The organism is Candidatus Thioglobus sp., from assembly GCF_028599055.1.
In the GTDB taxonomy this organism is placed as follows: Bacteria; Pseudomonadota; Gammaproteobacteria; order PS1; family Pseudothioglobaceae; genus Thioglobus_A.
In genome coordinates this window covers 1-11383 of the sequence record NZ_JAQRMS010000036.1, presented here as the reverse complement: position 1 = coordinate 11383, position 11383 = coordinate 1, and the positions used below count along the sequence as shown (strand labels likewise).

At 38.8% G+C, this 11383-nt stretch carries 16 protein-coding genes; 10 read left to right on the top strand and 6 right to left on the bottom strand.

All coding sequences use genetic code 11. The features are described 5' to 3' along the window. The first annotated feature begins 314 nt into the window (after positions 1–314). The gene (locus PSN35_RS03830; RefSeq protein WP_300029696.1) at positions 315–542 is read left to right on the top strand and encodes a hypothetical protein; all 228 of its coding nucleotides are present in this window, start codon (positions 315–317) and stop codon (positions 540–542) included. 213 nt (positions 543–755) lie between these two features. On the opposite strand, the gene plsY is transcribed toward PSN35_RS03830, so the two are convergent. Next, the gene (plsY, locus tag PSN35_RS03825) at positions 756–1337 is read right to left on the bottom strand and encodes a glycerol-3-phosphate 1-O-acyltransferase PlsY (protein ID WP_300029699.1); all 582 of its coding nucleotides are present in this window, start codon (positions 1335–1337) and stop codon (positions 756–758) included. 37 nt (positions 1338–1374) lie between these two features. Here plsY and folB point away from each other — a divergent pair, with 37 nt between their 5' ends. The 9 genes from folB (at position 1375) to hisH (ending at position 7780) form a co-directional block, all read left to right on the top strand. Next, a complete protein-coding gene (gene folB / locus PSN35_RS03820) occupies positions 1375–1731 on the top strand; it encodes a dihydroneopterin aldolase (RefSeq protein ID WP_300029694.1) in 357 nt (118 codons plus the stop codon). Beyond that, a complete protein-coding gene (gene folK / locus PSN35_RS03815) occupies positions 1724–2215 on the top strand; it encodes a 2-amino-4-hydroxy-6-hydroxymethyldihydropteridine diphosphokinase (protein ID WP_300029692.1) in 492 nt (163 codons plus the stop codon). The genes folB and folK overlap by 8 nt, the downstream gene beginning before the upstream one ends. A 16-nt stretch (positions 2216–2231) precedes the next feature. Continuing rightward, positions 2232–2852 (top strand): thiol:disulfide interchange protein DsbA/DsbL, encoded by a 621-nt coding sequence (locus PSN35_RS03810; RefSeq protein ID WP_300029689.1) that lies wholly within the window; start codon positions 2232–2234, stop codon positions 2850–2852. A 6-nt stretch (positions 2853–2858) separates the two neighbouring features. Then, a complete protein-coding gene (locus tag PSN35_RS03805; RefSeq protein WP_300029686.1) occupies positions 2859–3617 on the top strand; it encodes a hydroxymethylpyrimidine/phosphomethylpyrimidine kinase in 759 nt (252 codons plus the stop codon). Then, positions 3614–4678 carry a histidinol-phosphate transaminase gene (hisC, locus tag PSN35_RS03800; protein WP_300029684.1) on the top strand — a complete coding sequence of 355 codons (1065 nt, stop codon included), beginning with the start codon at positions 3614–3616 and terminating at the stop codon, positions 4676–4678. Before PSN35_RS03805 ends, hisC begins: the two co-directional genes overlap by 4 nt. After that, positions 4678–5418 (top strand): Nif3-like dinuclear metal center hexameric protein, encoded by a 741-nt coding sequence (locus PSN35_RS03795; RefSeq protein ID WP_300029681.1) that lies wholly within the window; start codon positions 4678–4680, stop codon positions 5416–5418. Before hisC ends, PSN35_RS03795 begins: the two co-directional genes overlap by 1 nt. A gap of 116 nt (positions 5419–5534) precedes the next feature. After that, positions 5535–6560 (top strand): aspartate-semialdehyde dehydrogenase, encoded by a 1026-nt coding sequence (locus tag PSN35_RS03790; RefSeq protein WP_300029679.1) that lies wholly within the window; start codon positions 5535–5537, stop codon positions 6558–6560. Positions 6561–6571: 11 nt separating this feature from the next. Further along, the gene (gene hisB, locus PSN35_RS03785) at positions 6572–7153 is read left to right on the top strand and encodes an imidazoleglycerol-phosphate dehydratase HisB (RefSeq protein ID WP_300029676.1); all 582 of its coding nucleotides are present in this window, start codon (positions 6572–6574) and stop codon (positions 7151–7153) included. Between the two features lie 9 nt (positions 7154–7162). Continuing rightward, positions 7163–7780 (top strand): imidazole glycerol phosphate synthase subunit HisH, encoded by a 618-nt coding sequence (gene hisH, locus PSN35_RS03780; protein WP_300029673.1) that lies wholly within the window; start codon positions 7163–7165, stop codon positions 7778–7780. Here hisH and PSN35_RS03775 read toward each other — a convergent pair. From PSN35_RS03775 to sbcB, 5 genes are all read right to left on the bottom strand, one after another. Beyond that, positions 7777–8616 carry a fructosamine kinase family protein gene (locus tag PSN35_RS03775; RefSeq protein ID WP_300029670.1) on the bottom strand — a complete coding sequence of 280 codons (840 nt, stop codon included), beginning with the start codon at positions 8614–8616 and terminating at the stop codon, positions 7777–7779. The two genes, hisH and PSN35_RS03775, sit on opposite strands and share 4 nt — an antisense overlap. A gap of 4 nt (positions 8617–8620) precedes the next feature. Then, positions 8621–9043 (bottom strand): DUF1841 family protein, encoded by a 423-nt coding sequence (locus tag PSN35_RS03770; RefSeq protein WP_300029667.1) that lies wholly within the window; start codon positions 9041–9043, stop codon positions 8621–8623. 3 nt (positions 9044–9046) lie between these two features. Then, on the bottom strand, positions 9047–9430 hold the full coding sequence (locus PSN35_RS03765) for a DUF2306 domain-containing protein (RefSeq protein WP_300029663.1): 384 nt from the start codon (positions 9428–9430) through the stop codon (positions 9047–9049). Positions 9431–9443: 13 nt separating this feature from the next. Continuing rightward, the gene (nth, locus tag PSN35_RS03760) at positions 9444–10076 is read right to left on the bottom strand and encodes an endonuclease III (protein ID WP_300029660.1); all 633 of its coding nucleotides are present in this window, start codon (positions 10074–10076) and stop codon (positions 9444–9446) included. Between the two features lie 93 nt (positions 10077–10169). Further along, a partial coding sequence (gene sbcB / locus PSN35_RS03755; RefSeq protein WP_300029657.1) for an exodeoxyribonuclease I occupies positions 10170–11383 on the bottom strand: 1214 nt, incomplete at its 5' end.

Here is an 11383-nt window from a genome sequence, read left to right as displayed (position 1 = left end):
GTTTGTTGCTTTGTTAAATTCACCGCCACACAGGCGGCCTAGAAACAACCTTGAAATCAATATCAACATCAAAATTACATTCACCGCCACACAGGCGGCTTAAATTCATAGTCTTTCAACACATTACGTCTAGCGATAGGGTGCGTGCGCAAGATAACAGATCAACTACCGCCAGTACAGCCGATGGACTTTTTACAATTTGACGTTAAAAATAAATGGACTATGAAACAAGGGCGGATAGTGTATAAAAATGATAAGCCTATGGTTGGCTTTAAGGCGTGATATAATTTAATTATTGAAATGGATATAAGATTATGACAAAAAAAGAATACAACACAGAAGTAGAAGATGAAATGCTTTTTAATGAGCATAGGCGCGCTGAAACGCGTAAATTTATGGCAGAAAACGCAAAATTTATGGCAGAAAACGCAAAACTTATGGCAGAAACCACACTTTTAAAGAAAAAAGCCACATGGTATGAATTAGCGCTTGCAGTTGCCACAGGTGCAGTAATAGCGACATTAATAGCTAAATTGTCATAAGTAATTTAAAATAATTTTGTAAAAGCCACCGAAAGGTGGTTTTTTTCGCCTATTGAAAATTTTAAAACTATATTCACCGCCACACAGACGACTTAGAAAAGTGTTATTAACAGCCTTAGTGCCGAGGTCGGATTCACCACCACACAGGCGGCTTAGAAAAGCTGTAAAATGCCATAATTGTCAATATGGCATACTTAAAAAAAAGGGTTAATATTAAGACTTAATAACGCCTTCTTCCCTAGAAATTATGCGCTTGATGTTACTGCGATGGGTGTAAAAAATCCAAACACAAATTAGGGTAAGTATATAAGTCGCATTCAGCTGATCAGTTAAAAAGTAAAAATAAACAGGGGTTAAAGCAGTTGCGATGAGTGCTGATAATGAGGAGATTTTAAGCACTTTAGCGACAAATAGCCAAGTGATAATAAAAGCAAACCCTGTTAAGTAATTTAGTGCCAGTAGGCTACCAATGAAGGTAGCTACACCTTTGCCACCTTTAAAGCCAAAAAATATCGGATACACATGACCTAAAAATGCACCCAGCGCAATCAGTGTTAATTCTTGGGCGCCAAAACCAAGGTATTGACCCATAGCAACAGGAATAACTCCCTTGAGGCCATCACCTAATAAAGTTACAGCGGCAGCTTTTTTTCCGCCAATACGAAGCACATTGGTCGCACCTGGGTTGTTTGAGCCTTGAGTTCTTGGGTCGGGCAAATCTAGCACTTTACAAATGATAATAGCCATAGAAATTGAGCCGATTAGATAAGCTGAAATGATGAGCAGGGGTAGCATATAATTTTCGATATTGTAATTTGATATTAATTTAAGCATGGATATAGTATTTATACAAGGATTAAAAATCGATTGTGTCATCGGCATTTACGACTGGGAGCGTGAAATTCGCCAAGATATCACCCTAGATATTGAGATGGGTTTTGACATTAAGCCTGCTAGTCAAACTGATCATATTGATCAAACCCTTGACTACAAAGCGGTTTCAAAGCGTTTGATTGATTTTGTGCAAAAAAGTGAATTTCAGCTGGTTGAAACGCTTGCTGAAAGAATTTGCGAAATTATTCTCTCAGAGTTTGCTGTTGAGCAAGTTAAGCTGACTTTGAACAAAGGCAAGGCGGTTACCGGTGCTCAAGGCGTTGGTGTGATCATTAATCGTACAAAAAATGGCTAAAATCCACATAAATATCGGCTCAAATCAAAATCGTGAGGCAAATATTGCCGGCGCTATTGATTATTTAAGGCTAAATTTTGCCGATATTAAAATTTCCGATATTTTTGAGTCGCCCGCTGAGGGTTTTGAGGGTGATGATTTTTACAATGTGGGTGTTAATGCTAGTACAGAGTTGAGCGTTGAGGATGTTAATGCCGTATTAAAAAATATTGAAAAAACCTTTGGTCGAGATCGCACTCAGCCAAAATTTTCCTCACGACTCATTGACTTGGATTTGGTGACTTATGAGCAAATAGTTGATATTGAGTTAAATCTGCCTAGAGACGATATTATGTTGTATTCATTTGTATTGGCGCCATTGGCACAATTGAGCGGTGCAGATACTCACCCGCTAGAAAAGCAAACTTATCAACAACTTTGGCAAGATTTTCAAATCAACAATCAGTTTGAATTATCACAGTATAATATTGAAAAAATCCTTTAATTATCTAGAGAGAATTATGACCAAAACAAGACGCCTTTTAGCGGTATTTTTATTGACTCTTTCAACGACGATTTTTGCTAATTCTTATGTAGAAGGTAAGCATTATATCAAACTTGACAAGCCGGTTAAAACGGCTAATAAAGACAAGGTTGAGGTGAGAGAATTATTTTGGTATTATTGCCCACATTGCTTTAATATTGAGCCAATTTTGCACGATTGGGTAGAAAAATTTCCTAGTAATGTTGATTTTATTCGTCAACCCGCTGTTTTCTCTGATCGTTGGGTTAATGGTGCAATTTTTTACTATGTGTTAGAGCAGTTGGGTGAGGTTGATCGCCTGCACGGAAAATTATTTGACGCTATTCATCTGCATAAAGACGCCTTTATTGATCAGGAAGATTTTGTTGAATGGTTGGGTGATCATAATGTTGATAAAGATAAAGCCAATAAGGCCTTTAAATCTTTTTCGGTGCGAGTTAAGGTTAACAAATCAAAAATTAATACAGTGAAATACCGTACCACTGGCGTACCAGCGATTGTGATTAATGGCAAATATTGGACGGATGCCTCGCACGCAGGTGGTGAATTTAATATGTTTAAAGTGGCTGATTATTTAATTGCAAAAGAATCTAAATAATTTTTTGTGCTTGATCGTGTCCTGGTTCTATCAGGCCTTGACCCTTCTGGTGGCGCAGGTATTGCTGCTGATATTGAAACCATTAATCAATTTGGTGTTACGCCACTTCCTATTGTTACCACGTTAACTGCGCAAAACACACAAGTGGTTAGCGCCATTCAAGCAGTTGATCACACGCTGATTGAACAGCAGCTAACAACGTTGGCAGATGATATTAGTATTAATGTCGTTAAAATCGGCTTACTGTCCTCTGTTGAGCAGATTAATACTATTGCGCACTGGCTTAATGAAAATCACCTGGTAGTGCTAGACCCTGTTATTAAGGCAAGTACAGCAGATGTTATGCTAGATGAGAATATGCTTAAAGCACTTAGAGAATCACTACTGCCAATGGTTACATTATTAACGCCAAATATGGCCGAATTACAAGCATTAGCACCTGATTTAGATGAACAATCAGCAGTAGCTACTTTACCTTGTGAATGGGTGTTATTAACCACAACGGATACCTCTGATCAAATAATTGAGCACCGCTTGTATCATCAAGCCAATCTAGTGGAGCGATTTGCCTATCCTAAACTACCTGGTCAGTATCATGGTTCGGGCTGTACGCTAGCAAGTGCTATTAGTGCCTTGCTAGCTAGCCAGATTGACGTCAAAATTGCGGTTAAACGGGCATTGGATTACACCTATCAAACTTTGTTAAATGCCAAACGAATAGGTAAAATGCAATACCATCCTAATAGAGCAAAACCCTTAACATGAGTTTTATTGATAACTGGCTAAGAGCCGACATTAAAGCAATTAACGCATACCATGTGCCACCCGCTGGCGACATGATTAAGCTTGATGCGATGGAATCACCGTTTGCTCTAGCTGATGAATTGGTTGGTCAATATTTGGCATATTTAGCAGAAAGCGAATTAAACCGCTACCCAAATCCAAGTGCGGATGCACTTAACCAAACGCTTCGAGAATTGATGGATATTCCTGATGAGTTTGGGGTTTTATTAGGCAATGGTTCAGATGAGCTAATTCAATTATTGGCATTAGCTTGCGAGACAGGCGACACAATTTTAAGCGTTGAGCCGAGCTTTGTTATGTACGATATGATTGCTAGATTCACTCGTTTGAATTATCAAGGAGTGGCGTTAACGGATGATTATCAATTAGATTTATCAGCCATGCTTGATGCAATGACTACGCATAATCCTAAATTGGTTTTTATTGCTTATCCAAATAATCCAACGGGCAATACATTTGATCGAGAAGCGATTGAAACCATTATTCAGTCGACCGAAGCGATGGTGGTTTTGGATGAGGCATACTACGCCTATGCGGGCGATAGTTTTATTGCAGATATTGCCAAGTATCCAAATTTAGTGGTATTGCGCAGCGTGTCAAAAATTGGATTTGCAGGCCTACGCTTAGGGTTGTTGGTTGGTAATGCCCAAACAGTTGCTGAGCTAGATAAACTGCGCTTACCGTATAACATTAATACACTAACCCAAATGAGTGCTAATTTTTTATTGCAACAAAAAACGATGATTAGTGATAATGCGTCAGTTATTATTGAGCAGCGTCAACAATTATTGAGCAAGCTAAACGCAGTAGCCGGGTTAACGGTATACCCATCGCAAGCTAATTTTATTTTATTTAAAGCGCCGCAAGCGCAAGCGCTATTTGATTACTTAAAGGCTAACGGTGTATTGATTAAAAATTTGAGTAGCGCACCAAAATTAACAGATTGTTTGCGTGTTACTGTGGGTGATGCGACGCAAAACCAATTGTTTATGCGTATCGTTAACCAATTCTACACATCATAATGATTAACAATAAAGCATTAGAACAATATATTAATCAGTATTTAAATGTTGCTAATTTCAGCGATTATTGCCCTAACGGCCTTCAAATTGAAGGAAAGTCTGAAATTTTCAACATTATTTCAGGCGTTAGTGCCAATCAAGCGTTAATTGATCAAGCCATTGATGAAAAAGCCGATGCCTTGTTGGTGCATCATGGATTTTTTTGGAAAGGTGAAGATCAAGTGTTAACTGGCATTAAAAAAAATCGTATTAAGGCTTTGTTGGAAAATGACATTAATTTATACGCTTATCATCTGCCGTTAGATGCTCATCCAGTAGTTGGCAATAATATGCAGTTGGCCATGCGTCTGAACATTCAAAATCCGACGCCGATTGGCGATACGTTAGTCTGGCAGGGTGAAGTAGATGCGCCGTTATCGGAGGTGGCGCAATCAGTCATGAATGTTACCGCCAGAGCGCCACAAGTGTTTGGCGAAAAACACGCACAAGTTCAAACCATTGCCTGGTGTAGTGGCGGGGCGCAAAGTTATATTAAACATGCGATTGATATCAATGCAGATTGTTTTATAACGGGTGAAGTTTCTGAGCAAATTCCAGCCATCGCCAAAGAGAATAATATTGCCTTTATCGCAGCTGGGCATCATGCCACTGAGCGTTACGGTGTGCAAGCATTGGCCCAGCATTTGGCGCAACAATTCTCACTAGGGCATCAATATATTGATATTGATAATATTGTCTAATAGATAAGCGTTAAACAGCTTTAAACTCAAAGCATTAGCCTGATTTTAGGTTGAATGCTATTTTGCAAAATAAAGTATAATAACCCTGATTTTACAATTTTCAATTTATTAAACTTATGAGCAAGAAATTTAATGTTGCTGTTGTTGGCGCAACGGGCGCTGTGGGCGAAACCATTCTTTCAATTTTAGAACAGCGTGATTTTCCTATTGATAATTTATACCCATTAGCCAGTGCCAACTCTGCCGGTAAGAAGGTTTTTTGCCAAGGTAAGAGCTGGACAGTTCAAGATTTAGATACCTTCGATTTCTCTCAAGCGCAAGTGGGTTTATTCTCGGCAGGTGGTAGCATTTCTGAAAAATATGCACCAATTGCTGCAGAAGCAGGCTGTATTGTTATCGATAATACCGCACATTTTCGTCGTGATGAAGATATTCCTTTGGTGGTGCCAGAGGTTAATTCGCATGCTATTGCGGGCTATACAAAGCGCAATATTATCGCCAATCCAAATTGTTCAACGATTCAGATGTTGGTAGCGCTTAAGCCGATTCATGATGCAGTTGGTATTGAACGTATTAATGTGGCCACTTATCAAGCGGTTTCAGGTTCAGGTAAAGAGGCGATTTCTGAATTAATTGATCAAACAACAAAGCTACTCGGTGGCAATACTGATGTTGATGTTGACGTGTACCCAAAGCAAATTGCGTTTAATGTGATCCCTCATATTGATGTATTCCAAGATAACGGCTACACCAAAGAAGAGATGAAAATGGTTTGGGAAACGAAAAAGATTTTTGAAGATGAAAATATTTTGGTTAATCCAACAGCTGTTCGTGTGCCAGTTATTTATGGACACTCTGAAGCCATTAATATTGAAACCAAAAGCAAAATCACTGCTGCAGAAGCGACTCAAATTTTATCAAAAGCGCCTGGTGTTAAGGTGATGGATAAGCGTGAAGATGGTGGCTATGCAACGCCGTTTGCAGAAGCGACCAATCATGATGAAACGTTTGTTAGCCGTATTCGTGAAGATATTTCCTACGAAAAAGGGCTTAACTTGTGGGTAGTTTCTGATAATATTCGTAAAGGTGCAGCACTTAATACCATTCAAATTGCTGAAATTTTAATTAAAGATTATTTATAAATAGCAAAGATATGACTAAAGTATCGAGAAAAACTAACGAAACAGACATTATTGTTGAGCTTAATTTGTACGGGTCAGGCAAAGCTGACATTGATACAGGTGTGCCATTTTTAGACCATATGTTAGATCAAGTGGCGCGCCACGGTGTGATGGATTTAACCATTAAATGTGACGGCGATACCCAAATTGATGATCACCACAGTGTTGAAGATATTGGCATTACGTTGGGTCAAGCTTTTGCACAAGCTGCAGGCGATAAAGCTGGCTTTACTCGTTACGGACATTCGTATGTACCATTAGACGAGGCTTTGTCACGTGTCGTGTTAGATCTTTCTGGCCGCCCTGGTTTGGATCTTAATGTAAGTTTTACACGCGCATTAATCGGCACATTTGATGTTGATTTATTTTCTGAATTTTTCACCGGATTTGTCAATCATGCCTTAGTAACACTGCATATTGATAACCTTAAAGGTGTGAATGCGCACCATCAAGCTGAAACCATCTTTAAAGCGTTTGGTCGTGCCTTGAGAATGGCGGTAACTCCTGATGAGCAACAAGCGGGTGTTATCCCTTCAACCAAAGGCTCGTTGTAGTAGTTAATCATGCAAAGTATTGCAATTGTTGATTATGGCATGGGCAACGTGCGCAGCGTGCAAAAAGCCATTGAGCATGTTGCACCAAATGATCAGGTTTTTCTAACGGATGATGCAACACTAATCAACGAGGCTGATCGCATCGTCTTTCCTGGACAGGGTGCAATGGGCGCTTGTATGCAGGCGCTAAACGAGCATGATTTGGTCGCAACAATCAAGCAGGCAGCCCATGAAAAACCCTTTTTAGGCATTTGCTTGGGCTTGCAGTTATTATTTGATCACTCGCAAGAAAATGGTGGCACACATGGCCTGTCTATTCTTGATGGAGAGGTGGTTCACTTTCCAGAAACTAAGTTAAAAATCCCACATATGGGCTGGAATACGGTCAAACATACGATTGATCATCCGCTGTGGCAAGATATTGAAGACAATGCACGTTTTTATAGTGTGCATAGTTATTATGTGCAAACGGCTGATTCAAGCGTGATTGCTGGTTCAACCAATTACGGTATTGATTTCACTTGTGCAGTTGCGCAAGAGAATATGTTTGCTGTGCAATTTCACCCAGAAAAATCACAGCATGACGGTTTGCAACTGCTAACTAATTTTGTTAATTGGAAAGCTTAATCCAATAACTGTTTGACGCAGTTCATGGTATTGGCATGATAGCCAGAACCAAAAATATTTAAATGATTTAAATAATGGTAGAGCATGTACAAGGGTTTGCGTTGTTCAAATCCTGGGTCTAATGGGTAGTGCGCTTGATAGACGCTATAGAATTCAGCTGAAAATCCGCCAAACATAAAACTTAGTGCAAAATCAATCTCCCTGTGTCCGTAGTAGCAAGCTGTATCAATAAAATAAGTATCGTGCTGATCGCTAATATAATTGCCAGACCATAGGTCGCCATGTAACAAAGAGGGTGTGATATCAAAATCAAGCAAGCTAGGTAGTTTCATCTCCAACGAGCATAATAGTTGATAGTCATCCGAACTTAGATGGTTATTTTTATTGGCTAAATCAATCTGAAACAGCAGTCGATATTGCCAATAGAACTCCGCCCAATTGGTGATCTTTTTATTTACTGCATTTGGCTGAAAAGTGTCGCCAATCTTGTTATCAAACTCAAAGCCAAAATAAGTGCTTTTTTGTCGATGTAGATTGGCTAATTGCTCGCCTAATTGAGTTTGAGTGTGTGGATTGTGGGCAGACTCAATCCATTCAAGTATTAAACAATGTTGAGTGCTAATAAGCACTGCTGGTGTTTGAATAAATTGACCTAATAGCGTTAATTCTCTAGCCTCCTTAATCAGCAAGTCGTTACTATTGTTTTGGTATTTGATAAAAACCTTCTCGTCATTTGTTAATGTAACTCGATAAGCGTTAAATATCCCTGTACCAATAGACTCGCTGGATTTTATTTGCTGGCCAAGGTGCTGTTGTATAAGCTGGTTAAGCAGCATACATCTAGGTGTTTGCTTGCGACTTCAAACAGTGAATGTAGGCTTGGTGATCCATTGGTGTATTGTTCTTTTGCGATGAAAAGATCATTTGCGCAATACAATCCATCATTAGATGCTCCGCTTTGTGTGGGTCTTGAACTTTGTTTAGTATTGTTTGGTAATACTCATTAATACCAGGTGGCTGATTGATTGAGAGTTGCTCTCTTAAAGATAGATGTAAGTTAATATGTAAAAAGGGATTAACTTCACCTTGTTCCGGAAAATAATCAGATTCTGTATTATTGATTAACTGGTGATATTCTGGATGTAATTCAATAACTTGAGTTAGTTGATCTTCTAACGGATCAAGGATTTTTTTATCTAAGTATTTTTGCCAAGCGTTGGCTAAGAATTTTCGCTGTTCAGATCGATCTTGCGTATACAGCACGGTTTAAAAAATCCATTCGTGTAATAACCTTCCAGGCATCAATGTAAAACTGCCTGCAATAAGAATTCCGCCCACATAAAGACCGATCATGTTATATTTATGACGTCTTAAATTTCCATTTTTAATAGCAAAAAACGCACTAGGAACTGAATAAAAAACCAGTAAGCTGAATCCATGAATCCAGCCAAAATGATCAAACACCCTTTCGCCAATTTGTGCAGGCATAAACAGAGTTATTAACGCTGTAAGTAACATTAATAACATGTAAATTTTTCCAATCAGTTGGTGTGATTTTGTGCCTTTTTTAACGGTAATAAGATAAGATCCCAATATAAAAGCAGGAAAAATAGTACCCAAATGAAGATATGCCAATTGTGAATATGACATAGTTTAGATAGTATTAAAGGTTTTTCTCTTCGTATTCACACAAGTCAAGCAAGATGCATTCAGTGCAGAGTGGTGAGCGCGCTTTACACGTATAGCGCCCATGCAAAATCATTAAATGGTGTGCTGGCACTCTAAATTCATCAGGAATGAATTTAACTAATTTCTTTTCCACTTCAAGCACGGTTTTACCGCTAGCGATTGCAGTGCGGTTAGCTACTCGGTAGATGTGTGTGTCAACCGCAATGGTTGGATGGCCAAAAGCAGTATTAAGCACCACATTGGCTGTCTTGCGGCCAACGCCTGGAAGTGCTTCTAGTTCTTTGCGTGTTTCAGGAACATTTGAATCATACTTGTCGATTAAAATTTTACAAGCTTGAATAATGTGCTTGGCTTTGGAGTTAAACAGACCAATGGTTTTAATTGTGTCTCTGAGTGTATCTTCACCTAGCTCGAAGATAGATTCAGGCGTGTTAGCAATCGGAAAAAGCTTATCGGTAACTTTATTAACACTTTTGTCAGTTGCCTGAGCAGATAACGTAACCGCCACTAATAGCTCAAAAGGGGTTGCGTAGTTTAATTCTGTTGTTGGATTAGGTATCTTTTTAAGTAACCTTTCAAACATTTCGAAACGAGTCTCAGCGTTCATTCTTCTCTTTTGCTTAATTTCTCAATAGCCAAAGATTATACCTGAGATCTGAATTAATAGCAAAACGAGCTTAGTGTATTTCCTAAAAACACGCTAAAAGAAAGACTCACCATAGCTTTCAAGCTGTTGCCAGAGTTTTTCTTTATTAGGATGCTGCTGACGCATAATGTTGATACGCTCAAAGTACTCATCAATATTTAAATAGCCATTTTCACCCGCCTGAACTCTGCCTTGTATGGTTTCGAACCAATCTTCTGCTTCGTCATCGGTCAAACTTTGTGGATAATTTCTAGCTTTGAAATGCATGAGCAATGTTGCTAATTTTTCATCCTTAAATTTTGGATGGAAAGCTTTAAGATCATCGATTGGTAGTGACTGTAATTGCTCACCAAGACGCTTGTCAGCATTGTCCATAAAACCGCCATACAATGATTGATCAACATCAGTATTAGCTTCAAAATCTTGATCATTGCGATATAAATCTTGCACCGCTTTTTCGATCGCTGTTTTATTGTTGTTAATAAAGTTTAAATGTTGCAGGCAAGTATCAATATCAATTTGTAGTTGGTCAGCTATTTTCGGATCAATTTTCCGTATATTGGGTACAAACATTGGGCTTTTATTAAAAATTAAATCCTTGATTTGTAGTCGTTCAACCCCATCTGGCAATTCAGATTGTTTAGTAAACATTAGTGTTTTTAATTCATCTGTGCTCAATTCTAATAAAATCGAAGGATCTTGGTCTAAGTTAAATACAATAGCTCGATCGTTATAGGTGGGGTGATAAGCCAGTGCCACAGACAGGCGCGTACAAGATTTTTCTGCCGGATACATACCAGAGGTATGCAACATGGGCTCAAACAGATTTAATGCAGATTCAACAAACTTCTTCTCTCTCAGTTTAAAGGCGTGATCAAACAATCCTGGCTGAGTGGTTTTAATAATTTTAGCAATGGCAATGGTGGCACGCACATCGGCTAACGCATCATGTGCATTGGTATGTTCAATGCCATTTGCAGGGGAGAGTTGATCAAGTTTAAAAACGGGCTTGCCATTATTATCATGAACCCATTTGAGACTGTCATCTTTTTTGAGTGCATAACACATGCGTACCACATCTAAAATATCCCAACGGGTATTGCCATTTTGCCAATGCCAGGCATAAGGGTCTAGAAAGTTTCGATACAGGGCGTAGCGGGTAAATTCATCATCAAACCGAATTGAATTGTAGCCGGTAACACAGGTATTTGGCGTGACAAACTCAAGTTGTATTTTCTTAATAAATTCATGCTCAATCATGCCTTTTT

Bases quoted from the DNA above. Each gene is read 5' to 3' on its own strand.
- PSN35_RS03810 (WP_300029689.1), top strand. From the start codon at position 2,232: ATGACCAAAACAAGACGCCTTTTAGCGGTATTTTTATTGACTCTTTCA.
- plsY (WP_300029699.1), bottom strand. From the start codon at position 1,337: ATGCTACCCCTGCTCATCATTTCAGCTTATCTAATCGGCTCAATTTCT.
- folK (WP_300029692.1), top strand. From the start codon at position 1,724: ATGGCTAAAATCCACATAAATATCGGCTCAAATCAAAATCGTGAGGCA.
- hisC (WP_300029684.1), top strand. From the start codon at position 3,614: ATGAGTTTTATTGATAACTGGCTAAGAGCCGACATTAAAGCAATTAAC.
- PSN35_RS03795 (WP_300029681.1), top strand. From the start codon at position 4,678: ATGATTAACAATAAAGCATTAGAACAATATATTAATCAGTATTTAAAT.
- hisH (WP_300029673.1), top strand. From the start codon at position 7,163: ATGCAAAGTATTGCAATTGTTGATTATGGCATGGGCAACGTGCGCAGC.
- PSN35_RS03830 (WP_300029696.1), top strand. From the start codon at position 315: ATGACAAAAAAAGAATACAACACAGAAGTAGAAGATGAAATGCTTTTT.
- PSN35_RS03775 (WP_300029670.1), bottom strand. From the start codon at position 8,616: ATGCTGCTTAACCAGCTTATACAACAGCACCTTGGCCAGCAAATAAAA.
- PSN35_RS03765 (WP_300029663.1), bottom strand. From the start codon at position 9,430: ATGTCATATTCACAATTGGCATATCTTCATTTGGGTACTATTTTTCCT.
- hisB (WP_300029676.1), top strand. From the start codon at position 6,572: ATGACTAAAGTATCGAGAAAAACTAACGAAACAGACATTATTGTTGAG.
- nth (WP_300029660.1), bottom strand. From the start codon at position 10,076: ATGAACGCTGAGACTCGTTTCGAAATGTTTGAAAGGTTACTTAAAAAG.
- PSN35_RS03790 (WP_300029679.1), top strand. From the start codon at position 5,535: ATGAGCAAGAAATTTAATGTTGCTGTTGTTGGCGCAACGGGCGCTGTG.
- folB (WP_300029694.1), top strand. From the start codon at position 1,375: ATGGATATAGTATTTATACAAGGATTAAAAATCGATTGTGTCATCGGC.